Genomic DNA, 24,569 nt, shown 5'->3' on the forward strand with positions numbered 1-24,569 from the left:
TTTTTTTATGCCCGGAAAGAGGGTGAGAAGTTGGAATTATTTAAAATGTTCGGCCGAATCCTCATCGATGACAAAGAAGCAAACGCTAGTTTATCAAGAACTGATAAAAACACAAAAACAATGGGCGATAGATTACGCGGCGGAATTAAGACGGCTGCAAAGTTTGGTGCTGCGTTAGCAGCAGGTGCTGCCGTTGCTGTTGGAGCAATGGTGGGGTTAGGAGTAAAGATAGGCAATACCGCGGATGAAATACTTGATTTAAATTCCACAACAGGCATGTCAACAGATGCTATTCAAGCATGGCGAAAAGTGACAGAAGAAGCTGGTGTTTCGACCGATGCGGTTGCAGATGCCTCTTTTAAACTAACAAAAAACCTAGATACGATGAGCGTAGAAGGACACAAAGGACAAGAAGCTTTATCAGCTTTAGGACTATCGTTAAGCGAAATAGAAAGTATGAGTGCTGACGAACGGATGAACGTACTAACTGAAGCTTTATCTGGTGTGGAAGACAAGACAGAAAGAGCTAGAATAGGCGCTGATTTGTTTGGCGGAAGTTGGAAGGAACTAGCACCAGTTGTCGATTTAGGCGCTGAAGCGATGGATAATGCCAAAGGGAAAGCAAATATTATATCTGAGAATGACTTGAAAAAAGCAAATGACTTCCGAATAAAAGTTGAAAATATGAAAGAAAGATTGAGTTTTTTCGTGACAGAAATAGCTATAAAAGTACTACCAATTTTAACCGTTCTATTCGAGTGGTTTGAATCACAAATGCCAAAGATTCAAGCGTTCGGAGAAAATGCTTTTAATTTAATTGAATTAGCTATGGGTAAAGTTAGTGATTTTGTAACTGACCATATATTGCCGGTTTTTAAAAATTTGTATGGATGGGTCCAGGAACAGTTACCTTTAATAAAAGAATTATTTTTGGATGCGTTTCAAACCGCTAAGGGTGTACTAGCTGATTTGTGGGAGTGGATAGAACCTCATATTCCACAAATTCAAGAATTTTTTGAAGAAGCCTTTAATAAAATTATTGAAGTAACAGATACATTATCTGTAATTTTAAATGAAAAAGTGATTCCTGCTCTTATTGAACTGTGGGAATGGATAGAGCCTCATCTACCCATGATTGAAGAAGCGTTTTATGATGCATTTCAACTGATAGAAGAGTCAATAAATAAAGCGATTGAAGTTGTCGGATGGCTCGCGGAAAAAATTGAAGAACACTGGGGAATTGTACAACCTATCATCATTGCTTATGCAGCTCTTATTGCGACAAGATTAATTGTTCAGTGGACGTTAGCAGGAGTTCAAGCTCTCTTATCAGCGGGGAAGCAAGTAGCCGCATGGGTAATGACTCAGGGAGCAGCAATTGCAGGAGTCGCCACTCAGGTAGCCAGTGTCGCAATAATGGTTGCTAAGTGGGTGTTCATGGGAGCACAAGCTATGGCGCAAGCTGCAAGGATGGCAGCTGCATGGTTGTTAGCTATGGGGCCAGTCGGATGGGTGATAGCTACCATCATAGGATTAGTCGCTATCATTATTGCTAATTGGGACACTATAGTAGGTGCTACAAAATGGTTAGGAAATAAACTGTCAGAGATATGGAGAACAACTGTAGATTGGATAAAGGGAAAAGTAAACGATCTTCTTGGTTTCTTCGGAGGATTGAAAGGTAAATTCGCATCGAGAGCAAGTGGAATGTGGGACGGAATAAAAAACTCATTTAAAAGCGCTATTAACTGGATTATTGGTAAGTGGAATAATTTCAAGTTAAAGATAGGCGGACAAGAAGTATCTTTACCTTTTGGACAGTCTTTTAGCATACCTTCCATAGAGCTTGGCACACCAAATATACCAATGTTCGCAAAAGGGGTTAGAAACTTTGCTGGGGGCGCGGCGATTGTCGGGGAACAAGGACCTGAATTAGTTAATCTAGCAAAAGGTTCGAATGTGTTTTCTAATCCTGAAACAAATGCTATTTTAGGTGGCGGTGGGAATGTAGAAACGTTGCTCATGAAGTTAATTGAAGCTGTACGAGAAGAAAAGAATATGCAAATTGACGGAAAAACATTCGCTAAAGTAACTGGTGATTATTCTGCTGAAGAGGGTGGAGTGAGAATCAGGAGAACAGAAAGGGGGCTTGCGTAATGAACGGAATTTCGTATAACGGAAAACATTCATTTAAGGATTTCAAAGTTACAATGCCCCCTGGCAAAGACATAGGATTTCCTGATAAAGAAAAAATACTGGTGAAAGTACCTTTTTCAAATGAAGAATATGATTTTAGTGATATCTACGGATCTCAAGTTTATAGCTCCAGGAGTCTAAGTTACCCATTTAATATTGTCAATATGGCTAAAGCAACCAAAGTGGCCATGAATACACAAAAGACAATGATTATAAATTGGTTGTTGAACAGTAAAGGGAAACAAAAATTGTATGACGATGTGTTCCCAGGCTATTATTTTTTAGCGGAAGTCGAGGGGAATTCTTCGTTCAATGAAGATCGTGAACTAGGAATATTGAACGTTACATTCAAGGCGTATCCGTTTATGATTGCAGAACGCGAAGAGGGACACGACATATGGGATGACATCAATTTCGATTTGGACGTATTGCAGCCTGTTGAATTTACTGTTGACGGATCATTAACAGTCACCTTATTGAATGTAGGTGTCCCTGATCTGATACCTAAGATATCGGCATCAAGCGAATTCAGTATTTTAATGGATGGTATAAGCTATATTGTTCCTTCTGGAGAATCTAAAAGCAGTGAATTCTTTCTGAAGTCAGGTGAAAATGAGATGACTATAACTGGGAACGGTACAATTTCCTTTTTGTTTTACAAGGAGTTGATTTAATGTACAAAATCACAATTAATAATGATGGTGAAGAATCTATCATTCATGATTCACAGGTTAATGATATAAAACTAGAAAGTGGATCTATTAAAACGGAGATAAACAAAATTGATTCTTTCACTTTCAGCTTTTTTCCAAACAATCCAGGCTTCGGAAAAACAAAGCCTTTTACTACTTTAATCAAAGTCAGGAATATGAAAACAGACGTATATGAGTTTGAAGGAAGAGTTCTAGGACCAAGTGACAGCATGAATAGTAGTGGTTTATTCAATAATTCATACGAGTGTGAGGGCGAATTAGGCTACTTACACGACTCAATGCAGCGGCACATGGAATTTAGAGGAACCCCCTTAGAGTTATTATCAGAAATATTAATTTATCACAATTCACAAGTTGAAGAATACAAACGATTTGAAGTCGGTGAAATGAACGTTACGAACTCAACTGATAATTTGTATCTTTATCTTTCAGCACAAGACAATTCATTTGAAACAATCAAAGACAAGTTAATAGATTCAATAGGTGGCGAGCTCCAGATAAGAAAGTCTGACGGGGTTCGTTTTTTAGATTTATTAGAGCGTGTAGGTGAGGATAAAAACACAGAAATACGAATAGCGAAGAATTTAATCAGCATGAGCAGAGACGTAGATCCAACTGATATTGTCACTAGATTAACGCCACTTGGCACGAGGATTGAAAGTGAAGATGAAGAAGCAACGGACGCTTCACAAGCGAGATTGACGATTGAATCAGTAAATGAGGGCTTACCTTACCTAGACGATGAAGCACTGATTGCTGAGTTTGGGGTTCAGGGTGGATCTATTACGTGGGACGATGTCACTCAAGAAACGAACTTGAAGTCAAACGGTGTCAATTGGTTAGCTAATCAAAAGGTCGCTCAAACTCAGTATAAAATCAGTGCTCTTGATCTGTTTTTAATTGGATTAGACATCGATTCTTTTGAAAAGGGAAACTCTTATCCTGTGAAAAATGTGGTTATGGGTATCGATGAAAGACTGAGAGTGATTGGCAAAACCCTAGATATAAACAGTCCACAAGATGCCTCTCTTGTCATTGGGGATAAGTTTAAGACGCTGAATGAGTACCAGAGCGACGCTAATAAATCAGCTGAAAAAGTTGTTGAGTTGGAAAATATTCAAGAACGTCAGTCACAAAGTATTGGAGTACTTAAAACTGAATTAAATAGTGTAGAAAATGCCGTCCAGCAAGTACAGATCGAACTTGAAGAAGGGGATCTTCCAGCGCTTGAAGCAGCAATAGATAGTTTGAACGAAGCAATTGATAACTTGAATGATGCCATCGATGCTATTCCTGTTTATGATCCATCTACACAAACAGAAGACGGTCTTATGAGTGCAACGGATAAAACTAAGTTAGATAGTCTTGAATCGTATGATTTAGCGACTGAATTAGAAGATGGCCTTATGAGTTCTGATGATAAAACAAAACTAGATGGTTTTGTACCATACGATAAAGTAACGGAAACAGAAGACGGGTTGATGGCCAAAGAGGATAAAACGAAATTAAACAAAGTGACGGTAGTTAATGCTGTTGATCTTGACGATATGTTAGTAAGAATCGAGGCGTTAGAAAATGGAGTATAAAAGTAGAGGACAAAGCATTGCCGATCGTGCCGAAGAAGTGAAGATTAAAACAGAGAGATTAGTAGATAAACTGAGAGGGGGCGCTCGTGGTGTCGATAACAAACTATCTAACCGAAATTAAAAACGCGATATACGGGAAAGACGTTCGGCAAGCTATCCACGATGCAATCAAGGGTACGTATGATGATGCTGCCAAAGAAGGCAATGCAAATATGGAAGTCTCTTTGGCTCGGGGAGATAATGAAAATTTGAATGAAAGACTGGATAAAAATGATCAAAGAGTAACTACCACTAATGAACAGTTGGCACAAATAGCAACCTACAAAGTTTTTTCTGACATGACAAAAAATGAAATACAGGAAGTTATTAATAAGGCTTCTAAAGTTTTTTTTGAACCATCAACATACGACGTGGAAGAAATATTATTAAAGGACAATATTGAAATTGATTTTCAAGGAAGTACATTAAGACTGTTAGATAATCAAGAAGAAATGGTTTCTATACTCAAAAAAATAGAAGGTAAAAACATCACTTTAAAAAATGTTATATTAGACGGTAACAGAACATCTAACAGTACGAATACAGGTGCACAGGATGGGGGTAATCATGGTTTATCACTAACATCAGTTAGCGGGTTATGGCTACACAATGTAGTTGTTGTAAACTGTGGTAGCGACGGGTTGTATTTAGGTGAGGTTTCAGTAGATAAACCATCCAAAGGCGTGTTCGCTTATGATTGTGTTTTTGATAATAATATGAGGCAAGGTATGAGTATAACAAACCTAGAAAATGGTCATTTTCATCGATGTTCTTTTTTAAACACTAATGGTAAATCGCCTGAAGCCGGTGTTGATTTAGAACCTAATCATGCTGATTCCATTTTAAATAATATTGAGTTTATTGATTGTAAATTTAAGCATAACAATGGGCGAGGTTTTGTTATGGATGTGAGAAAAGAACAGACTTATAACAATATTGTATTAATTAATTGTGAGTCCATTGATAATGGGAGTGATGACATACGTGTCACAGGAGGAAATAACACTATACTGAGAGGTTTTAAAATTGATGGTGGCAATTATGGTGATTTATCATTTTCTACTAATTTTATTATAGAAAAAGGACAAATAATTAACGCGGTATTTGATACGGTTTCAATATCACAACTCCATGAGTTTGATTTTATAAGGTCAAAAATTGAATCCGTTTTATTCACAGGTGACACAGACACCGCACATTCTTACAGACAAATAAACTTTTATACTTGTACATTAGATGGAAAAAATAATAGAACAGTTGTATTTAATTGTACAAACACAGGAGATTTCAGTATTACGCTAGATAATTGTTTATTTAAAAACTCAATAGAAGAAGCTGTAAGGAATGCACGTAATATGACACTAATAAATTGTGACATATTAGACTGTGGCATATCAGAACCTCTAGCAATAATAACGCCCCGAAACTCTGAAAATATAAATACTAAAATTATTAAATGTGTTTTTACAAATAATAACAATGTACAACCTATAAGATTCCCTTCTAATACGACAGGATTAAAAGTTGTAAATGCAATTACTGATATTGCCATACCTGAGCCGAGCACAGGAAATGATGTCATTGAAACAATTTTAATCTAACTTTATATTAGGAGGAAACTCTGCACTAAATGAAATTTGAATATTGATTAATAAATTATGTAAAATGTACCCAAACAAATGTTTGCTATTTACTTGAACCCCTTGGGAATGTTATGTTAACTTAGAAGTAGGTAGAGAGGGCTTGATCACCCTCTCGTCAACGCACCTGGAATGCGTACCTGCTTCTTTTTTATTGGCAGGCGTATTCTAAAGCGAATTAACCTTTCCAGGGGGAATTGAATATGATTAATGATATGGCTCGCATTATGAATGACCTGCAAGTTGTAACTAGTACGTTGTCGCCTGAAGTTGACATGCAAAAGCTTGAAGTGCGACTGGAAGAGATTATGAGCAACTACGAAATACATCGAAAATCTGAAAAAGATATTGAAAACGATATTCAAGATAAAATCGAACTATATTTATCTGCTCGAAAAGTGGAAGGTCTAGCAAAAGAAACCATCAGAGGATATACAGGAGAATTGAACCGTTTTGCTAAATTTATAAATAAGCCAGTTGTACAAATCACAACATCGGATATTAGAAAATACCTTGCAAGTAACGAAAATAACATGGCATCCACGGTTGATCGAAAGTTGTCAGCAATCAAAACATTTTTCTCTTGGCTAGTAACGGAGGAATTGCTTCTAAGGGATCCGTCGACGAAAATTAAACCACCTAAAAAGCCTAAAAGATTGCCAAAAGGATTGAGTGTAGAAGAGCTAGAAGTCGTGAGAGAATCCTGTATATCAAGGCGTGAACGCGCAATGATGGAGGTTATGTACTCGACAGGATGCAGGCTTTCAGAGGTTCAAAGAATGAAAATAGATGATATTAATATGCAAGAAATGAACATGAGAGTGATTGGGAAAGGCGACAAAGAAAGAATTGTTTATATATCTTTCAAGTGCTTGCACCATGTAAAGGGCTATTTAAACATACGAAAAGACGATTGCGAACAATTATTTGTGACAGAGCGCAGACCAATACGAGCTATGACAAATAGGGCCATCGAAAGAAGTGTGGATCAAATTGAGCAAAGAACAAAATTATCCAAAAAACTTACTCCGCACACATTCCGTCACACTTTTGGCACGCTTGCAATGGAAAATGGCGCCGACTTAGCGGACGTGCAGCAACTCATGGGCCACGAAGACCCTAGTACTACCCTTGTCTATGCCCATGTTTCAGAAAACCGTAAGAAACAAGCGCATAAAAAATACCATATGCAATAAAGAGTCCCTTTTGGGGGCTCTTTTTATTATATTAAAGGAGTTGAATCTATGGATGAGGGAAATGTGTTTAAAGGATTATTATATGGGTTTTCAATCAGCATTCCTTTATGGGTGCTGATTATTTTTGTTCTATCAACAATTATTTAATTATATGTGGAGGGGGTCGACGATGCCAGATAAAGACCAGTGGTACACAAATAAAGATTTATTTGAGCAGATCAACAGTGTGCAGGGTGATTTTAGGGATCTGAGAACAGAGTTGACAGAAACTAGAAAAGTCATCAAAAAATATAATGGTTTGCGAGAAGAAATCGGAGAAGTGAAAACAAGAGTTGAGTCGATGGAGTCGAATAAGAAAGGCGCGCAGTCAGTTTTGGAAGGTATAAAAAGTTGGGGCGGTTGGCTATTTGGTTTAGTTACATTAGTTGTTTTATTGACTCAAATTTAAATTAGGAGGAATTTAATCATGAAAGAAAAAGTCAAACAAATTGATAACAAATGGGTACGTTTAGTCGTGATGATTTTAGTAGCTGGTAACGCTATCGCAATGATGTTTGGGGTTGAGCTGTTGCCATTCAACGACGATCAAATTATAGCAGGAGTTTCAGCGTCTGCGTTAGTTGTTTCGGAAATGTGGAACCACTGGAGAAACAACAGCTATAGCGAGGAAGCGAAAGAAGCAGATTTATATTTAGAAACAGTGAAGGAGCTGAAAGAAGATGACCTTAAAGAATAAATACGAAATTGAGAAGGATCACATCACCAATAATGTGAACAGGAGCAGAAACGAAATGGACAAGCCGACATTCGGTGTTGCTCACGAAACAGCAAATAACTCAGCAGATGCGGAGGCACACGTTAGATATTTCCAAAACTACGATGTAAGAGCGTCTTATCACCAGTTGGCAGACTCTGATAAAATAATTGAGATTGTACCAACTAACGAGCAAGCAGGGCATGTCAGACGAGATATGGACCGTCAGACGTTAGGACTTGGACGAGCTAACGACAGAGCACTTGCTATCTCCATTTGTCGCACAGGTAATTTTGCAGAGGCTTATGATCGTTACGTTTGGGCATGGGCTAAGGCTTGCGTCGATTATGGTTGGGATCCGAAAAAGAAGATTACAGCCCATTCTTTTGAAGATCCTACACGTCGTTCTGATCCTCAATCTTGGTTAGGGCCTAATGGTGTTTCATGGAACAAGTTTCTCGATGACGTTGATAAGTACGTTAAGGCATGGAATTCTGAAACAGAAATCCAAAAGCCAAAAGCTGAACACGTCAGCATGCCAACAGGAAATGAGGATCTAATCCAACATGGTGATAGTGGTGACCACGTTGTTAAATTGCAAGAGCGATTGATTGCTGCAGGATTTGATTTACCGCGATTTGGTGCAGACGGACAATTCGGAGATGAAACAGAAAAGGCCTTAATCGATTTCCAACGAGCTGCTAAGATTACTGTAGATGGTTTGTTTGGTCCTCAGTCTTCCAGTGTACTAGATAATTTTAAAACTGAAAAAACATCCCAATCTAGACCTGGTAAACCAAAAAGAAAAGCGAGTTTAACTTTAGACGGAAAGTGGGCCAGTGCAACGACAAAAGCACTGCAAAAATCCCTAGGCACGGTACAAGACGGTGAAATTAGCAACCAACCACGAAATAATGTCACCGAATCTTTGTATGGAGGTGTTACGTTTGGCAGTGGTGGTAGTATGGTTGTTCGTGCGCTACAAAAGAAAGTCGGATCGACTGCTGATGGGTTGTTAGGGCCTAACACAATTCGAGCGTTGCAAAAGTATCTAGTTACTCCACAAGATGGTGTAATCAGCCGTCCATCGAGTATGATGGTTAAGGAAATGCAACGACAGTTAAATAATGGTTCTTTCTAAAGACAAAAACAATTTAGGATTCTTAAGGATTTCAACAAAAAAGAGCAGGGGTTGTTTGCCTCTGCTCACTTTTTAGCCAAGAAGTCATTAATCATTTTTTTAATGTGGTATTCATTCGAAGTGGTTAAAATTTTGCCTAATAACACGTATTGTTTTGCATCGTTTTCTCCAACCCTCTCTACTATTTCTTCTAGTTGGTTTACCATTTTTAATTGTTCTTCACTCTCACATAGTTCTCTAATCATATTAAATTGATCTTCATAGTACATATATTCACCCTCCAATTTTATAGAAAAAGCCAACTACATCTTTATAGTCGGCTTCCTCTTGTTCTATGTGTGCACGAGCAAGGAGCCCGTACAACTAAATTATATAACATTTCCACTAAAGAGAATTCGTCTAATTTTTGAATTTTTTTCAGACGAAAAATTTTCACAAACTCATACCCTGTTCATATAGCAGAGGTATATGAATTGATTATGTGACTCTGGTTCATATAGCTGAAAGTCCGTCATGTAGGGGTTTATAAGGGGTTTTTAGGGGGTCTGTAACTCGAACTATATACAGAGCCGATGAGGTTTTTTCGTATCGTTTTATTTGCTATTTTCAGCCTGAAAAAGATTGTGAATTTGATGAATATTTGGGTGCTTATTTTTTAATTTTAACCTCTTTAGTTTTCCCTTCATCCCACCAAATTACCTTCTGTTCAACGAGACTTTTCAAAACTTCATTCAATTCCTTTTCTGCTCTTCCTGTTTTAATTAGCAACTCTTTGTAAGTTGTGTTTCTTGATTTCATATGATCAATATTCCAGACGATCCGGTAAACCTTTCTTTCAATGTCGGTTAAAAAGTTATTTCCTAAATTCATTTTTATCAACTCTTATTACTTTAATGAAGCTTTAAATTTATTTCCACAATTTAAACAATGTAATTCGATCTTCTTCCTACCAATAAAACCAGCAGGCGCAAACACTAGCGCTCGTCCTAATTTAAACCCTCTTTTTTCAGCGGATAATGATTCTGATTTACACTTCGGGCAATAAGGAATACCCTCAGCATCCATCTTTTTAATTCTTTCTTTGGCCGCAGCTTGTTTTTCTTGTTCTTCCTTAATGGAGTTTTTAGCGCCTTCTTTCATTTTGTCCCATAGTCCCATAATGATTTACCCCCCTTGTATTTGTTTTTACCATTTTAACATATGTTGACAAGTTAAAAGGGGAATTTTCCCTACAAAAAAACTACCTCAAGTCGACTTATTCACACGTTTTCAGATTTGGACAACCGTTTACTTATATGGACATTATATAACGATCTCAAAATAAAGTATTGTGCCTAATTTTTGTTATATATAGCAAAAAAATTTCACAAACTCAAAAGCGATTCATATACTTTAGCTATATGAAATGCTTATATGATTGGGATTCATATAGATGAGGGTGCGCCACTAAGCCATTTTAGGGGGGTGCTGGAACCCGAACTTAACATAGAATTACCTCGAAAATTTTTGCTGTTTTTTATTCATTTTTGGCACCGAAAAAGTTTGTGATTTTGATGAATATTGGATGCTTATTTTCTAATTTTAACCTCTTTAGTTTTCCCTTCATCCCACCATATTAACTTTTGATCAACCAAACATTTCAAAACCTCATTCAATCTATTTTCACTCCTTCCTGATTTTATAAGTAACTCTTTGTATGTCGTGTTTCTTGATTTCATATGATCAATATTCCAGACGATCCGGTAAACCTTTCTTTCAATGTCGTTCATCTAAAATCATCCACCTTACATTTAAGTACATCGGCAATCTTAAACATTATCTCCGCACTAGGATTAAATTTATTTTTCTCTAAATTACTCAAATAGGATTGTGATATTCCGACCTTTTTAGCTACATATTTTTGAGTGATGCCTTTACTCAATCTAATTTCTTTAATTTTAAACTCCATAATTTACACCTCAATTAATCTTTCAACAACAATTGGTAAATATCCTCTTACGAAATATAACATAAATAAATAAAATATTATGCAACTTGACAAGCCTTCGAACGTATAAATCAGACAAGAGGTTAATAACCACATAATATAAATCGCTATTCAAAGCGGTCAGGTTATTAAGCACTTAATACTTTTGGAGGTGTTTTTATGATTGTAGGTTTTGATTGGGGCAACAACGAGACAAAGATTGTCTGTCCGATAGGGTTGATCAAATTCCCTTCGCAAATTGGCGAGTACTCTGAAAGAAATCTGGAAAGTAAGCATGGAGATTACGACATGTCATTCGAACACAAGGGAAGAAAAGGCTTTGCCGGAACATTAGCGCTTGAGTCTGATTTCGGAGGATCGATCATGGGTGAATCCAAAAGTCATCAAGATGCATTGATAAGACTGTTGTTAGGTTTATTCCATTGCGGTAACTCTACTAGCTATCAAGTCGTCGTAGGTCAGCCAATCAGCATGCACACACCTGCGGAAAAAAAGGCAATTAAGGACATGATCATCGGCAAGCACACTATCACAGTCAATGATTTCACAAGAACATTTACGATAACAGACTGCGAAATTGCTGCAGAGGGCGGGGCTTCGTTTTGGAGTGCGCCAGTAAGTGGAACTGTAAGGATCATCGATGTAGGGAGCGCTACGATTAATTGTGCTTCTCTCATTAACAAGAAGTACCTCAACAAAGATTCATTTACTCTTCCTTTCGGCATGGAAACCATTCAGACAAATGATCTCAATGACCTAGCAAGAGGTATCTATTCGAACACCTCAAAACGATGGAAAAAAGAAGATGCGGTCCTTTTGATTGGAGGGGTAGCCAAGTCATTAGTTGAGCCTATGAGGGCTTATTATCCAAATGTCGAAGTTATGAAATCCACTGTAAAAGAGAACGGAACCATTAATGAAGTCGAACCAATATTCGCGAATGCTGCTGGATTCTACGCCATAGGAAGGGGACTATATGACATCAATAAAAAACAAAAGCGTAGCGTTTAATCTTGAAGATCCTGATCAAGAAGCGGATTTACTACATGCAGAAAAGAGGACCAATTTTTCCGCTTACGTCAAGCGCTTGATCGCTCAGGACAGGGTGAAGAATGATTCTCAGGTGGAAGCTCCAAGTGTGGAAAAGCAGGAGGAAGAAGAAAATGATTTTGGAGGGTTGATTTGATGTACCGACCAACAGTGAGAATGGATGATTGTTTTCGGGATTGGATTGATCAAGTCAAAGACGTCACTGGATTAGACCGTAACCAAATTATTCGTTTAGCGATTTATGCAGCACCTTTTTCGGATGTATTTAAACAGCAAATCAACAGTAGGAAACAGGTTGACGTCAGCCTCCCCTCCCCCATCTGGAAAGGGATAACTGACGGCGGTCCATGGCGGAATAGCACTTGGAATAACAAAGAGAGGGAAGGTGACGTCAAGAATGAACCTCACCAAAGAGGAACAAGAACTGATCAAAAATCTAGTCACCAAGTTAAGCGATCAGCAGCAGACGTCAGGGGAAAAAACGAAAGCGCTAAGAGGACCGAACGGACAATTCATCAGCACAAAATCCTTAAACCAGGAACCTCCGAAAAAAACAGAGGCATCAAAATTAACATCGGTTGAGTTTTTACCAAGAAAAGATAAGCCTCATATATATGAAAGAAAAAACATTTTGACGAGTGAAGGGAAGGATATAATCATTTTTGTAGCGTTTATATTTTTGTTGGCTGTACTCACTTAAAATTAAATAAATTTGCAATACATATGTTTTAACCCCCGTTCATTGAAATGATGATTGTTCTTGTAATCATTTCAATTTTATTGCTTATTGTTGTACCGAATTTAACAAAAAATCAAGAATTGGCTAGTAACAAAGGGTGTGAAGCAACAATTGAACTTATTAAGACACAAGTGATAGCTTATCAAGTCGAGCAAAACGAGTTACCTAGTTCACTTTCTAAGTTAGTTAGTGATGGATATGTACAGTCGACTAAGTGTCCAGATGGCTCCGAGCTTATACTAGAAGGGGATAAAGTGAAAAAGGTTGATTAGCTATGAAAAATATCAAATTTGTTAAATTGGAAAAAGGGTTTTCATTAGTGGAAATGCTTGTCGTATTATTCATTTTGTCTGTAATCCTTTTAGTGATTGTCCCATCGTTTCAACAACAAAAAAATAGTTTGGAAATGTCATATTTCTTAAAAGAATTGGAGCAAGATTTATATTATTATCAAATGGTTGCAATGACTAATGGAAGATCTGTACGTTTTGTTTTTTATTCAAACAGTCCAAATTATTATGTTTTAGATGGGGCGAGATTGATTCATGAAAAGCAGGGTCCCGTTGGCTTGAAATTTATTCCTCGCTCTCTCGAATTGAATGAATTAAGGTTCACGGCAAATGGTGGAATACTAAAGGCAGGTAGAATCGAAATTAATCTTGGCGGGGAGAAAGTACACCTAGTCTTTCATTTGTTAAGGGGGCGATTTTATTTTACTGAAGTGTAATAGAGGGTTTGTTTTTTATGAAGCGATAATAGCGCTGTTGTTATTAACAATCATCATTATAAGCTTGTTTCCTGTCCTCTTACAGTTGCAGTATGAACGTGTGTCGATTAGAGAAGAAAGAGAAGCGATATCTATATTGCAAAGTGTTCTGTTAAATCAATATCAAGATTTCAGTGTCTCTCTTCCAGTTGAGGTTCAAGGAAAGTCTCCAACGTATGATTTACAAATAAGTCAATTAAATGCCTATCAGGTTCAATACTGTTTGTTATGGGAAGGGAGAAATGGGCGTGAGCAAACATGGTGTTTGTCGAGTTATGATCCATAATCAAGGTGGTGTTTCTCTTCTTGAGACAATGATTGGTTTGTTTACCCTGTTAATGATTGTGTCACTATTCCCTTCAATTTTCCTCAATTTCATAAATTCTTCTCCTAACGTAAATGAGTTCTCATATGAAGAATATGTTTTATTTACAAATCAATTTCAGATGGAATTCAAAAAAAGTGACATGTATTGGATAAGTGAACGTAATAATAAAATCTTTTTTGAGCGACCAGAAGATGGTTACGTTGTTCATTTTGAACAATATCAAGATAAAATAAGACGGCAAGTTAGAGGTCTCGGACATGATGTGTTCATGCAGAATGTTAGTAATTTTAAAGTTATTGAACGCGAGTATGGGATTGACATTAACGTGATTACAGATAATGGAGTATTGCAAAAATCGATCGTTCATCCTGGTTCCTTTCACGAAAATATTATTAGACTTGAGGAGGGGGAACGTTGAATGAGAAAGGTGTCATTTTGTTACTTGTGCTAATTATGATAATGTTTATATCGATGTTCACGATTCATATAGCTGCCCTTTATCAGCAAGAAAAACAATTTCTTGGGTTAGAAAAAGAGCAACTACGATTAGATCAATTGTTGTTAAATGGAAAAATAGAAATTATTCATATGGTTGATGATGCTACAACAGAAATCGGATTTAGCGGGAAATTAAGTTATCCTGAAGGCGTGATTATATATGAAGTTCGTACAGAAGAAAATATATTTTTGATTTCGATGATAGGAAAAACAGATCATAGCCATGCAAAACAAGCTTCATTCACATATAATAGAGATACAAAAACATTGAATCAGTGGAGAGAAGGTTTTTTATGGAATTGAAAACGGAAAATGTTTATTTAATTGGATTTATGGGGTCTGGGAAATCAACGGTAGGCCTAGATCTTGCAAGCAAACTAAATTATCACTTTTTAGATTTGGATGAAGAAATTGTCAAGAAGTCAGGTATGTCAATTCCGGAAATTTTTGCGCAACAAGGGGAACATGGATTTCGAAAAAAAGAAAAAGCTACTTTAATGGAATTGGCTGACCAGCGTTCTATAATAGCAACTGGTGGAGGTATTGTTGAAACAAGCGGAACGTTATCGTGGATGAATAAAAATGGTGTATCAGTATATTTGCACGCTCCATTTCAGGTTCTTTATGAAAGAATTCAAGGTGATATAAATCGTCCGCTTTCAGGTCAAGGAAGGGAAGCACTTGTTGCTCGATACGAGAAAAGAATCCCTCTTTATGATGGTGCTGATTATCGGATTGAAACAGAGGGCAAAGGTATCGAAAAAATTGTTCTGGAGATTCATCAGCTTCTATCATCGTAGGGATAAAAGACAAGCATTTTGTCTATGCTAATGAGTAATACAATTAGTTAGGATGATAGATATGAAATCAAATGATTACCTTAAGTATATGACACAGCAAATCGTTTCTTATGCTGATCAACCAAAAGAAATCAGAAAAGCTAACAGAGAGCAGAAAAAGAAACTGAAACCAGATATTTCCTATCGACTTTTCGGAATGATTCCCTTTTCGATAAGACTTTTTATGAAGAACAGACGCCATGACTAAGCTCATGGCGTTTTGTTGTTAACTATACTGTTCTTTTCATTGGATGACTATTCAAATAAAACAGTGCACCATTGATGATCTTTAGACTTATGACTGGATCGTATTGTGTAATGATTGCCTTTCTCTCACCGTCATACGAGTCAGGTTTAGGTGAAATCCCATCATAGAAACGATCGAGTAGTAATAAGTCGTCCGCCATTTTTTGGTTCGCTTCTTCCGCCCATTGATGATTTTCTTGGTTTATTGCCATAAGTAATTGATTTCGGATGCGTTGGATGCCAGTGGCAGGTTTAATTAATGGTGAGAGTGGAAAGCAAAGGTTTGATATTGTTTCATTCATCTGCCAATCAGCGATAAGCGAATGAAAGTCATTTAACATTTCTCCATTAATTAGGTTGAGTCCAATAGAAAAGTACTGCTCTTTTTTTCTGTGGCATTGATAAACAATCTTTCCATTAAGTGCGATCCAAGGTTTTAACGAACTCGTAGTTGTTTTTGGTTTAACGTTTTCATAGTAATGACCATACTTTCCTTTTGCCATTGCAAAGGAAAAAAGTTGATGAAGACGAGGAGATCCATAGTGAATTAATTCCGTGCCCTTTGATTTTTTGAAAGCAGTTGAATCAGTTTCAATCGTCAACTTCATTGGTGTAGGCGTTCCATTCATTTTCTCTATATAATGCCAGTAAAAGGGACGATTCATTAATGCTTTGTCCATTTCATTTGTTAATTGAACGTCAAAGGAGGAATTTGTCAAGTTGGCTACTGAACAGTCATGCTCTGTAAAAAAGCCTTTTAAAAAACCATGGATATCAGCTTGTTGCATGTGATTCACCTTCCTCTTCTTTAGCTAACATGATTGATGTTAGGTGATCAATTTTTACTTTCATTTCTCCTTTGGAATCTGATTTAGAGAAAATAGATGATAGGTGTTCTTGGACACTTTGGTCTGCAAATTTTTCTAAAATATCATCGAGTTCTCCAATTACACCTTTGAAGAGCCCGATTTTTTTATAGAGCAGTTCAATAATATGGTCTTCAATCGTGTCTTCTACAGCTAAATGATAAATATACACATCGTGTTGTTGACCAAGTCGATGAATTCTGCCAATTCTTTGTTCAATTCTCATCGGATTCCAAGGCAAATCGTAGTTGATAATACGGTGGCAAAATTGCAAATTAATCCCTTCACCACCTGCTTCCGTTGCTATCAAAACTTGAGCTTGGTTTTGAAAAAGTTGTTTCATCCAATCCTTCTTACTCCGCTTAAAACCACCTCGAAAAGGAACAGAACGAATCCCATTTTGAGCAAGAAACCACTGTAAATATAGTTGAGTTGCGCGATATTCAGTGAAAATGATCACTTTCTCATTTTCTTCCCATTGTTGAATTAATTCAATGACCTTCTCTGCTTTTGGATGATTAGAAAGATCATTTAGTGACGTAATTAAAGGTGTAATTTCTTTATCGATAATAGACTGCGACACTCCACCTTTTTCAATCGTATTTTTTAACGTCATAAACACTGCTTCCCGACTTGAACAAAGTTCACGTTGCAGAGTGAGTACAAGTAAACCAGCGTGCATTGGTAAAGCCTGGTGTTTTATCTGGTTTTTTAAAGAACTGATTTTGTCATAGACGACTTTTTGTTGATTATTGAAATGAACTGGGACGGTTTCAACGTAACGTTTTGGCCAATCTAAATTAGTTTCTTCTCGGCGATTACGAATCATTACTTTCTTAGTGAGTTCACGAAGTTCTTCATGATGTTCACCTTTTTGAAATGTTTGTAAAAAACTATCTTCATCGCCTAAGTAACCAGGTTTTAGCAATGAAATGAGGTGAAATAGTTCAGATAATTTATTTTGAACAGGTGTAGCTGTTAGTAGAAGGCAAAATTTTCTTTTTACTTCTTTGATAAATAAATAATTTTTTGTATTTTTATTTTTTAATTTGTGAGCTTCATCGATAATGACCATGTCATAATTGATTTTCTTAATGGTGGACGAGTGACGGTCTCGTTTAGCGGTGTCTAAAGAAGTCACCATCACATCGACCGCTTCCCATTGCGGATTTTTGCGTTGTTCAATAGCAGGTATATAAAATTTATTATTTAATTCCATACACCATTGTGTAACGAGAGAGGCTGGGGCTAAGATTAAAACTTTTTTTACTAAACCACGAATCATATATTCTTTTAATATTAAACCAGCTTCAATTGTTTTCCCTAATCCAACTTCATCAGCTAAGATAGCCTTCCCATTCATTTCTTCGATCGTTTTCTTAGCTGCGTCGTACTGGTAATCATGGAAAGTCAGGTCTGGAAGATGTTTTGGTGCCTGAAGGCCATGGAATTCAGGAATGATATTTTCTTTGGCAATGTCAACAGCCATATTGTATTGCTTCCAAGTTGAGCATGAAGCTGGTCGATGGAGTACTTCTAAGAAATCTTCTTCCCACTGTTCATCTAGCAGTATTTTAGGTTGCAAATTGATCTTCCTTCCTATAGATCGATGATAAAAACATTAGTAATGTGATTAGAATGAAAACTTAATATTGCTTTCAAAAAAAGAAAAGTGGTACCATAAGAGTAATGAAAAATGTTTGTCAAAGTAGTATGAGCAAAAATCAAGGTTTTCATTATAGAATTTAATAGATTGCGAATGACAGTAAGGGGAGAGAACGCCAATATTGTATACGAAAATGGCGTCGCCGAAGGAGCAAACGATAATTTCGTGAATCTCTCAGGCAAACAAGACTCTTATTGGACGCAGCTCTGGAAAGCATCTGCACTTAGCAGAACACCCATGGGGACACCTATTTAAAGGGAAACTCTCAGGTAAAAAAGACAGAGACATGCCTAGCACATAGGCATGTCTCTGTCTTTTTTAGTTTCATACAGAGTGCGTATTTGGCTGAACCGGTGAATTGTAAAAGAGGAAGTATTACATATGTTTGTTGTTTGTGAGACGTAGTCCTAAAAAATGTTCTTTGAGGATTAGAAAGTTCAAATTAAACGGAGGTGGAAGTTTTGTCAGAGAATAATAAAACGCCGTTATTTCCAGTGTATAAAGAATCCAATGGAAAAACGATTGATTTTGGAGGGTGGGATCTTCCTGTTCGTTTTTCCGGAATAATGGAAGAACACGATATTGTTAGAACAAAAGCAGGTTTATTTGATGTTTCTCATATGGGGGAAATTGAAGTAAAAGGAAGCGGGACACTCGCTTTTTTACAAAAGGTTATGACAAATGATGTTTCTAAACCTAAACCAGGTAGCTGTCAATATACTGCTATGTGCTATGAGGATGGTGGAACAGTAGATGATCTGGTTCTTTATAAACGTTCGGATGAAGATGTTTTACTCGTCGTCAATGCATCGAATATAGAGAAAGATTACAAGTGGTTGAAACGCCACGCAACTGAAGGTGTAGAGGTGGTGAATGCGTCAGACTCCTATGCACAATTGGCCATTCAAGGACCATTAGCTGAGAAGATTGCACAACGGTTGACGAAGGTCAATTTACAGGAAATAACCTTCTTTAAATTTAAAGAAGATATAGATTTTGCCGGGAAATCAGTTTTAATTTCAAGAACGGGCTACACAGGAGAAGATGGGTTTGAAATATATTGTAAACCAGAGGACGCTGTAGATTTATGGAGAAGATTATTAGTAGAAGGAGAACAAGATGGATTGAAGCCGTGTGGCCTTGGCGCTCGTGATACGCTTCGTTTTGAAGCGAAATTAGCACTATATGGGCAAGAATTGACGAAAGAAATTACTCCAATTGAAGCGGGAATTGGCTTTGTAGTTAAAACAGATAAAGAAGCAGACTTTATCGGAAAATCAGTTTTGAAGCAACAAAAAGAAAATGGCTCACCTAGAAGGTTAGTCGGTCTAGAAATGATCGATAAAGGAATCCCACGGCCAGGGTATGAGGTTTATAAAGATGATGAGAAGGTTGGTTTTGTGACAACTGGTACCCAATCACCTACGCTTAAAAAAAATGTCGGATTGGCTCTTGTAGATTCGTCATATAAAGAGTTAGGAACGCAAGTAGAAATACAAGTTAGAAAAAAACGCTTGAAGGCAGAGGTTATTAAGACGCCTTTTTATAAAAGAAAATAACAGGGGGAAGAATGATGGGAAAGTTTCGCTATTTACCGACGACTGAACAAGACGAACTAGACATGCTTGAGAAAATTGGCGTCAGTCATTTGGAAGAGTTGTTTGAAGATATACCTAAAGAAGTTCGCTTTCATGGTGACTTAAATGTTGAAAAAGCATTAGATGAACCAAAGCTGATTAAAGAAATGACAAGATTGGCAAATAGAAACCACAATATAAAAGATTATCCTAGCTTTTTAGGTGCTGGGGTTTATGAGCATTATATTCCTTCAGTGGTGAATCATATGTTACTTCGCTCTGAATTTTATACAGCGTATACGCCTTATCAGCCAGAAATTTCCCAAGGGGAACTTCAAGGTATCTTTGAATTTCAAACGATGATTGCTGAGCTCACAGGCATGGAATTGGCAAACTCATCGATGTATGACGGACCAACAGCGCTTGCAGAAGCAGCAATGATGAGTGCAGGACAAACGAAAAAGAAGACGATTCTAGTTTCAAAAACAGTACACCCTGAAGCTCGTCAAGTATTGAAGACGAATGCGAAAGGTCAGAACCTTACTGTTATTGAAATTAATGATAAAAATGGTCTCACCGATTTAGTTCATTTGCAATCCGAATATACTGATGATACGTCTTGTGTCATCGTTCAATACCCAAATTTCTTTGGACAGATCGAGGACTTAGAAGCGATTGAGAAAATTGCTCATCAAGGAAAGTCACTGTTTGTCGTATCTTCTAATCCGTTAAGTCTTGGCGTGTTGCAACCACCAGGGGAATATGGTGCAGATGTAGTTGTTGGTGATGCGCAACCTTTTGGTATTCCTACTCAGCTTGGTGGGCCTCATTGTGGGTATTTCGCAGTGACAAAGAAATTGATGCGCAAAGTGCCAGGAAGGCTCGTAGGACAAACGATAGACGATCATGGACAACGAGGGTTTGTTCTCACTCTTCAAGCGAGAGAGCAGCACATTCGACGCGCGAAAGCGACCAGTAATATTTGTTCGAACCAAGCCTTAAATGCGTTAGGTGCGTCAATTGCGATGAGTGCAATTGGAAAGCAAGGATTACATGAGATGGCAAGTCAAAATGTTCAAAAAGCTCATTATGCGAAGCAACAATTGAAAAAAAATGGAGTGGAAGTCTTATTCGATCAACCATCGTTTAATGAATTTGTGATTCGTTTACCGAAACCTGTTGATGAAATAAATCAACAGTTACTAAATAACAACATTATTGGTGGGCTAGATCTTTCAAGGTTTTATGATGATAAAAAGAATCTTATGCTTGTTGCAGTAACAGAACTACGTACAAAAGAAGAAATCGATCAATTTGCTTCAGTATTGGGGGAAGTTCAATGAGTGAGAAAAACCAACCGTTAATTTTTGAATTAAGCAAAGAAGGTCGAATTGGTCATAGCTTACCAGAAATGGATATAGAAGAAATGAATATGGAAGAATTGATTCCAAGTAAATTTACCAGAAAAAAAAGTCCGGAACTTCCGGAAGTTTCAGAGCTACAAATCGTTCGTCATTACACGGCGCTTTCTAACCGAAACCATGGTGTGGATTCAGGATTTTATCCACTAGGTTCGTGTACAATGAAATACAATCCAAAGATTAATGAAGATGTGGCAAGGTTTCCGGGTTTTGCACATTTGCATCCATATCAAGATGAGTCAACAATTCAAGGTGCTCTTGAACTCATGTATAAACTTCAAAGGTCTTTAGAGGAGATTACAGGAATGGATCAAGTTACTCTTCAGCCTGCAGCGGGAGCACATGGGGAGTGGACGGGTCTTATGCTCATTAGCGCTTATCATGAAGCAAATGGTGATCATCAGCGGACGAAGGTAATTGTACCGGACTCTGCCCATGGAACGAACCCCGCGTCAGCGGTCGTAGCTGGATTTGATGCGGTAACTGTGAAATCAAATGAACAAGGTTTGGTCGACTTAGATCACCTTCGTGAATTGGCTGGCGATGATACTGCTGCACTAATGCTGACAAATCCTAACACACTTGGTTTGTTTGAAGAACAAATTGTTGAAATGGCTGAAATCATCCATGATGCTGGTGGGAAACTGTATTACGATGGAGCCAATTCGAATGCGATATTAGGTATTACGAGACCTGGCGATATGGGCTTTGACGTCGTACATTTAAACCTTCACAAAACGTTCACGACACCTCATGGAGGTGGTGGACCTGGTTCTGGCCCAGTAGGTGTGAAACATGATTTAGTGCCTTATTTGCCGGTACCATTAGTCGTAAAAGAGGAATCAACGTACCGCTTGGAATATGATTTACCTGAAACGATTGGACGAGTGAAACCTTATTATGGAAATTTCGGCATCAATGTTCGAGCGTATACTTACATTAGAACGATGGGGCCAGAGGGCTTAAGAAAAGTGTCAGAATACGCCGTGTTAAATGCCAATTATATGCTCCGGAGATTGCAACCATATTTCGATACTCCTTATACGAAGCATTGTAAACACGAATTTGTCCTGTCTGGAAAACGCCAGAAAAAGCTGGGAGTAAGGACGTTAGATATGGCGAAAAGACTATTGGATTTTGGGTATCACCCTCCAACAATATATTTTCCAATTAATGTAGAAGAGTGTTTGATGGTCGAACCTACAGAGACCGAGTCAAAAGAAACGTTGGATGAGTTTTGTGATGCGATGATTCAAATAGCAATAGAAGCAGAAGAAACGCCTGAAGTTGTGCAAGAGGCTCCACATAATACCGTGATTGATCGTCTAGACGAGACAACAGCAGCACGAAAGCCAATATTACGTTACGAGAAGGAAGTTGAGTAGTAAGGTTGTATTACCTAAGTATAGTTTTCAAGTGGATAACCTGAAAGATACTCGTGACAGAGATTAGCAAAAACGTCCCAGTAACTCGATAAAGAGTCATGGGACGTTTATTTCTGATTGTACTTCGATAAAGGATTAAAGTATAAGGCTTTCGCCATGAAGGAATTGGTGAAAATCCAATTTTCCCCAAAATGAGGTTTATTTCTTAATTTTTCCTGTCCATTTTCGAAAGCCGCCTTTGAGGTGATTTAAATCCTCAGCACCTCTTTTTTTGCGCAAGATACGAGCAGCCTGAACCGTTCGTGATCCATTTTGGCAAAAAAGGTAAATAGGTAGATCAGGACGAATTTCTGAACTGCGTTGTTTTAATTGTGATAAAGGAATATTTCTTGCTCCTAAAATCGATCCAGTTTTAAATTCTTTTTCTTCTCTCACATCAATTAATTGTGCTTTTCGGTAATTTTTCTTGAATTCTTCTTGTTCTAATGTTTTTAAGTATTTCGGTTTTTTCATACGTAAAGCAAGAATTACGATAAGTACAACAGTTAAAGTAAGTAAAATCCAAAAGTTCATAAGGCCACTCCTTTTATTTCTCTACAATTTTATCAGATGCAATTTGGCTTAAGACCAAATCTTGTCTATCTTCTATAAATAATAAACGTTAAAACTTAAATTGGCAACGTTTGAAACCAATCGTTTTGTATTTCTATAATGATTTCGTTATGATAGACGAGTGAAATGATATTGCAAGGGGGAAACGTAATTGGAAACATGGTATTTTATTGACTCGAAAAATAATTCTCCAGCCTATAACATGGCTTTAGATGAAAAATTAATGCAATGGCACCGTAACAAAGATATTCCTCCATTAATTCGATTTTATGGTTGGGATCCAGCTACACTATCTGTAGGGTACTTCCAACATGTAGAAAAAGAAATAGATCTTGAAGCATTAAAAGAGTACCAACTTGGCTTTGTCAGACGACCTACAGGAGGACGTGGAGTCTTACATGATGATGAACTTACATATAGTGTTATCGTTTCTGAAGATCATCCGGCTATGCCAGATACAGTTACAGAAGCGTATCGTGTGATTTCAGAAGGGCTATTAGAAGGGTTTCGTCAATTAAATTTACAGGCGGAATTCTCGATCCCAAGAACAATAGAAGAGAAAGAAAAGTTGAAGAATCCTAGATCATCGGTCTGCTTCGATGCACCATCATGGTATGAGATGGTTGTTGAGGGAAGAAAAGTAGCTGGTAGTGCTCAGACAAGGCAAAAAGGCGTTATTTTACAACATGGATCAATTATTCTATCAATTGACGAGGAAAAACTATTTAATCTTTTTATTTTCCCAAATGAAAAAATTAGAAGAAGATTGCAGCAAGGTTTTGGTAAAAAAGCGGTCGCGATTAATGACCTGTTAGCAGAACCGGTACCGATAGAAAAAGTCAAAGAGGCATTTAGGAAAGGGTTTGAATTGGGGTTAGACATTCATTTACAGGATTATACCCTCACAGACGAACAAGAGAGGGAAGTTTATCAGTTAATGGAAAAGAAATATAGTCAAGATACTTGGAATTACAAATGGTAGATTATAATTAAATAAATATTTAGTACCTATTTTATATTGCAAAACTAGAAGTTGTGATATGCTAATTCCTTGGCAATTATAACAATAAGTGATGTCATATCCTTATAAAAGATCCATTAAGAATAGTTGGCGATTTTTGTCGATAATTATTTAAATAGTAAAAACCTTATAGCAGCAACAGTTTTATTCTTTTTTGTACTGCAAGTGACAAATTAAGTTATTATCTTCTTTTATTAGAGAAATATATGCCACTTACTCTTGATTTCTTTAATTTTCAGCATTTTAGAAAGTTGACAAAATACATTGTTTTGACCAAAAATCTATATATAGTACTTTAGAAGT

At 37.1% G+C, this 24,569-nt stretch carries 31 protein-coding genes and 1 riboswitch; of the genes, 23 read left to right on the forward strand and 8 right to left on the reverse strand.

All coding sequences use genetic code 11. The features are described 5' to 3' along the window. Nucleotides 1-30 precede the first annotated feature (30 nt). The 9 genes from ACM26V_RS00465 (at nucleotide 31) to ACM26V_RS00505 (ending at nucleotide 9,265) form a co-directional block, all read left to right on the forward strand. The gene (locus ACM26V_RS00465; RefSeq protein WP_416149508.1) at nucleotides 31-2,157 is read left to right on the forward strand and encodes a hypothetical protein; all 2,127 of its coding nucleotides are present in this window, start codon (nucleotides 31-33) and stop codon (nucleotides 2,155-2,157) included. Beyond that, nucleotides 2,157-2,870 (forward strand): phage tail protein, encoded by a 714-nt coding sequence (locus ACM26V_RS00470; RefSeq protein WP_416149509.1) that lies wholly within the window; start codon nucleotides 2,157-2,159, stop codon nucleotides 2,868-2,870. Before ACM26V_RS00465 ends, ACM26V_RS00470 begins: the two co-directional genes overlap by 1 nt. Continuing rightward, the gene (locus tag ACM26V_RS00475; protein ID WP_416149510.1) at nucleotides 2,870-4,495 is read left to right on the forward strand and encodes a phage tail spike protein; all 1,626 of its coding nucleotides are present in this window, start codon (nucleotides 2,870-2,872) and stop codon (nucleotides 4,493-4,495) included. Before ACM26V_RS00470 ends, ACM26V_RS00475 begins: the two co-directional genes overlap by 1 nt. Continuing rightward, on the forward strand, nucleotides 4,485-4,616 hold the full coding sequence (locus ACM26V_RS00480) for a hypothetical protein (RefSeq protein WP_416149511.1): 132 nt from the start codon (nucleotides 4,485-4,487) through the stop codon (nucleotides 4,614-4,616). Before ACM26V_RS00475 ends, ACM26V_RS00480 begins: the two co-directional genes overlap by 11 nt. Further along, nucleotides 4,585-6,135: a right-handed parallel beta-helix repeat-containing protein gene (locus ACM26V_RS00485; RefSeq protein ID WP_416149512.1), complete on the forward strand. Its 1,551-nt coding sequence runs from the start codon at nucleotides 4,585-4,587 to the stop codon at nucleotides 6,133-6,135. Before ACM26V_RS00480 ends, ACM26V_RS00485 begins: the two co-directional genes overlap by 32 nt. A 242-nt stretch (nucleotides 6,136-6,377) precedes the next feature. Continuing rightward, on the forward strand, nucleotides 6,378-7,370 hold the full coding sequence (gene xerA / locus ACM26V_RS00490) for a site-specific tyrosine recombinase/integron integrase (RefSeq protein WP_416149513.1): 993 nt from the start codon (nucleotides 6,378-6,380) through the stop codon (nucleotides 7,368-7,370). A 169-nt stretch (nucleotides 7,371-7,539) separates the two neighbouring features. Then, entirely contained in the window at nucleotides 7,540-7,818 is a 279-nt protein-coding gene (locus tag ACM26V_RS00495) for a hypothetical protein (RefSeq protein WP_416149514.1), read from the forward strand. A gap of 18 nt (nucleotides 7,819-7,836) precedes the next feature. After that, entirely contained in the window at nucleotides 7,837-8,106 is a 270-nt protein-coding gene (locus ACM26V_RS00500; protein WP_416149515.1) for a phage holin, read from the forward strand. Nucleotides 8,107-8,161: 55 nt separating this feature from the next. After that, the gene (locus tag ACM26V_RS00505) at nucleotides 8,162-9,265 is read left to right on the forward strand and encodes an N-acetylmuramoyl-L-alanine amidase (RefSeq protein ID WP_416149516.1); all 1,104 of its coding nucleotides are present in this window, start codon (nucleotides 8,162-8,164) and stop codon (nucleotides 9,263-9,265) included. A gap of 65 nt (nucleotides 9,266-9,330) precedes the next feature. On the opposite strand, the gene ACM26V_RS00510 is transcribed toward ACM26V_RS00505, so the two are convergent. The 5 genes from ACM26V_RS00510 to ACM26V_RS00530 all read right to left on the reverse strand — a co-directional run bounded on the left by ACM26V_RS00510 (nucleotide 9,331) and on the right by ACM26V_RS00530 (nucleotide 11,213). Continuing rightward, on the reverse strand, nucleotides 9,331-9,534 hold the full coding sequence (locus ACM26V_RS00510; RefSeq protein ID WP_416149517.1) for a hypothetical protein: 204 nt from the start codon (nucleotides 9,532-9,534) through the stop codon (nucleotides 9,331-9,333). 379 nt (nucleotides 9,535-9,913) lie between these two features. Continuing rightward, nucleotides 9,914-10,135, reverse strand: coding sequence for a hypothetical protein (locus ACM26V_RS00515; RefSeq protein ID WP_416149518.1), 222 nt, complete (start codon nucleotides 10,133-10,135; stop codon nucleotides 9,914-9,916). Between the two features lie 15 nt (nucleotides 10,136-10,150). Next, entirely contained in the window at nucleotides 10,151-10,405 is a 255-nt protein-coding gene (locus tag ACM26V_RS00520; protein ID WP_416149519.1) for a hypothetical protein, read from the reverse strand. A 428-nt stretch (nucleotides 10,406-10,833) separates the two neighbouring features. Beyond that, nucleotides 10,834-11,034 (reverse strand): hypothetical protein, encoded by a 201-nt coding sequence (locus ACM26V_RS00525; protein ID WP_416149520.1) that lies wholly within the window; start codon nucleotides 11,032-11,034, stop codon nucleotides 10,834-10,836. Then, nucleotides 11,031-11,213, reverse strand: a complete 183-nt coding sequence (locus ACM26V_RS00530; protein WP_416149521.1) for a helix-turn-helix transcriptional regulator — start codon at nucleotides 11,211-11,213, stop codon at nucleotides 11,031-11,033. The genes ACM26V_RS00525 and ACM26V_RS00530 overlap by 4 nt, the downstream gene beginning before the upstream one ends. Before the next feature lie 198 nt (nucleotides 11,214-11,411). Here ACM26V_RS00530 and ACM26V_RS00535 point away from each other — a divergent pair, with 198 nt between their 5' ends. From ACM26V_RS00535 to ACM26V_RS00580, 10 genes are all read left to right on the forward strand, one after another. Next, nucleotides 11,412-12,263, forward strand: a complete 852-nt coding sequence (locus ACM26V_RS00535; RefSeq protein ID WP_416149522.1) for a ParM/StbA family protein — start codon at nucleotides 11,412-11,414, stop codon at nucleotides 12,261-12,263. Then, nucleotides 12,229-12,438 carry a hypothetical protein gene (locus ACM26V_RS00540; protein ID WP_416149523.1) on the forward strand — a complete coding sequence of 70 codons (210 nt, stop codon included), beginning with the start codon at nucleotides 12,229-12,231 and terminating at the stop codon, nucleotides 12,436-12,438. The genes ACM26V_RS00535 and ACM26V_RS00540 overlap by 35 nt, the downstream gene beginning before the upstream one ends. After that, nucleotides 12,438-12,884 carry a hypothetical protein gene (locus tag ACM26V_RS00545; protein WP_416149524.1) on the forward strand — a complete coding sequence of 149 codons (447 nt, stop codon included), beginning with the start codon at nucleotides 12,438-12,440 and terminating at the stop codon, nucleotides 12,882-12,884. Before ACM26V_RS00540 ends, ACM26V_RS00545 begins: the two co-directional genes overlap by 1 nt. A 165-nt stretch (nucleotides 12,885-13,049) precedes the next feature. Next, complete coding sequence (gene comGC / locus ACM26V_RS00550) at nucleotides 13,050-13,313, forward strand: competence type IV pilus major pilin ComGC (protein WP_416149525.1); 264 nt, start codon at nucleotides 13,050-13,052, stop codon at nucleotides 13,311-13,313. Nucleotides 13,314-13,315: 2 nt separating this feature from the next. Next, nucleotides 13,316-13,768 (forward strand): competence type IV pilus minor pilin ComGD, encoded by a 453-nt coding sequence (gene comGD / locus ACM26V_RS00555; RefSeq protein ID WP_416149526.1) that lies wholly within the window; start codon nucleotides 13,316-13,318, stop codon nucleotides 13,766-13,768. 37 nt (nucleotides 13,769-13,805) lie between these two features. Then, nucleotides 13,806-14,093: a hypothetical protein gene (locus ACM26V_RS00560; protein WP_416149527.1), complete on the forward strand. Its 288-nt coding sequence runs from the start codon at nucleotides 13,806-13,808 to the stop codon at nucleotides 14,091-14,093. Next, nucleotides 14,056-14,553: a competence type IV pilus minor pilin ComGF gene (gene comGF / locus ACM26V_RS00565; protein WP_416149528.1), complete on the forward strand. Its 498-nt coding sequence runs from the start codon at nucleotides 14,056-14,058 to the stop codon at nucleotides 14,551-14,553. The genes ACM26V_RS00560 and comGF overlap by 38 nt, the downstream gene beginning before the upstream one ends. Beyond that, complete coding sequence (comGG, locus tag ACM26V_RS00570) at nucleotides 14,550-14,936, forward strand: competence type IV pilus minor pilin ComGG (protein WP_416149529.1); 387 nt, start codon at nucleotides 14,550-14,552, stop codon at nucleotides 14,934-14,936. Before comGF ends, comGG begins: the two co-directional genes overlap by 4 nt. Next, nucleotides 14,927-15,433 (forward strand): shikimate kinase, encoded by a 507-nt coding sequence (locus ACM26V_RS00575; RefSeq protein ID WP_416149530.1) that lies wholly within the window; start codon nucleotides 14,927-14,929, stop codon nucleotides 15,431-15,433. Before comGG ends, ACM26V_RS00575 begins: the two co-directional genes overlap by 10 nt. A gap of 61 nt (nucleotides 15,434-15,494) precedes the next feature. Further along, nucleotides 15,495-15,680, forward strand: coding sequence for a YqzE family protein (locus ACM26V_RS00580; RefSeq protein ID WP_416149531.1), 186 nt, complete (start codon nucleotides 15,495-15,497; stop codon nucleotides 15,678-15,680). Between the two features lie 22 nt (nucleotides 15,681-15,702). Here ACM26V_RS00580 and ACM26V_RS00585 read toward each other — a convergent pair whose 3' ends face one another. Further along, nucleotides 15,703-16,506: a YqhG family protein gene (locus tag ACM26V_RS00585; RefSeq protein ID WP_416149532.1), complete on the reverse strand. Its 804-nt coding sequence runs from the start codon at nucleotides 16,504-16,506 to the stop codon at nucleotides 15,703-15,705. Continuing rightward, on the reverse strand, nucleotides 16,493-18,169 hold the full coding sequence (locus ACM26V_RS00590; protein ID WP_416149533.1) for a DEAD/DEAH box helicase: 1,677 nt from the start codon (nucleotides 18,167-18,169) through the stop codon (nucleotides 16,493-16,495). Before ACM26V_RS00590 ends, ACM26V_RS00585 begins: the two co-directional genes overlap by 14 nt. Before the next feature lie 174 nt (nucleotides 18,170-18,343). Further along, nucleotides 18,344-18,451: riboswitch (glycine riboswitch) on the forward strand. Between the two features lie 260 nt (nucleotides 18,452-18,711). On the opposite strand from ACM26V_RS00590, the gene gcvT reads away from it, so the two are divergent. The 3 genes from gcvT to gcvPB are packed head-to-tail and all read left to right on the forward strand — an operon-like array spanning nucleotide 18,712 to nucleotide 22,633. Further along, nucleotides 18,712-19,809, forward strand: a complete 1,098-nt coding sequence (gene gcvT / locus ACM26V_RS00595) for a glycine cleavage system aminomethyltransferase GcvT (RefSeq protein ID WP_416149534.1) — start codon at nucleotides 18,712-18,714, stop codon at nucleotides 19,807-19,809. Between the two features lie 14 nt (nucleotides 19,810-19,823). Next, nucleotides 19,824-21,170 carry an aminomethyl-transferring glycine dehydrogenase subunit GcvPA gene (gene gcvPA, locus ACM26V_RS00600; protein WP_416151750.1) on the forward strand — a complete coding sequence of 449 codons (1,347 nt, stop codon included), beginning with the start codon at nucleotides 19,824-19,826 and terminating at the stop codon, nucleotides 21,168-21,170. After that, nucleotides 21,167-22,633, forward strand: coding sequence for an aminomethyl-transferring glycine dehydrogenase subunit GcvPB (gcvPB, locus tag ACM26V_RS00605; RefSeq protein WP_416149535.1), 1,467 nt, complete (start codon nucleotides 21,167-21,169; stop codon nucleotides 22,631-22,633). The genes gcvPA and gcvPB overlap by 4 nt, the downstream gene beginning before the upstream one ends. 198 nt (nucleotides 22,634-22,831) lie before the next feature. Here gcvPB and ACM26V_RS00610 read toward each other — a convergent pair whose 3' ends face one another. Then, nucleotides 22,832-23,206 carry a rhodanese-like domain-containing protein gene (locus ACM26V_RS00610; protein ID WP_416149536.1) on the reverse strand — a complete coding sequence of 125 codons (375 nt, stop codon included), beginning with the start codon at nucleotides 23,204-23,206 and terminating at the stop codon, nucleotides 22,832-22,834. A gap of 241 nt (nucleotides 23,207-23,447) precedes the next feature. Here ACM26V_RS00610 and ACM26V_RS00615 point away from each other — a divergent pair, with 241 nt between their 5' ends. Beyond that, nucleotides 23,448-24,227, forward strand: coding sequence for a biotin/lipoate A/B protein ligase family protein (locus ACM26V_RS00615; protein ID WP_416151751.1), 780 nt, complete (start codon nucleotides 23,448-23,450; stop codon nucleotides 24,225-24,227). Nucleotides 24,228-24,569 lie beyond the last annotated feature (342 nt).

Source organism: Salipaludibacillus sp. HK11 (genome assembly GCF_047795645.1).
GTDB lineage: Bacteria > Bacillota > Bacilli > Bacillales > Salisediminibacteriaceae > Salipaludibacillus.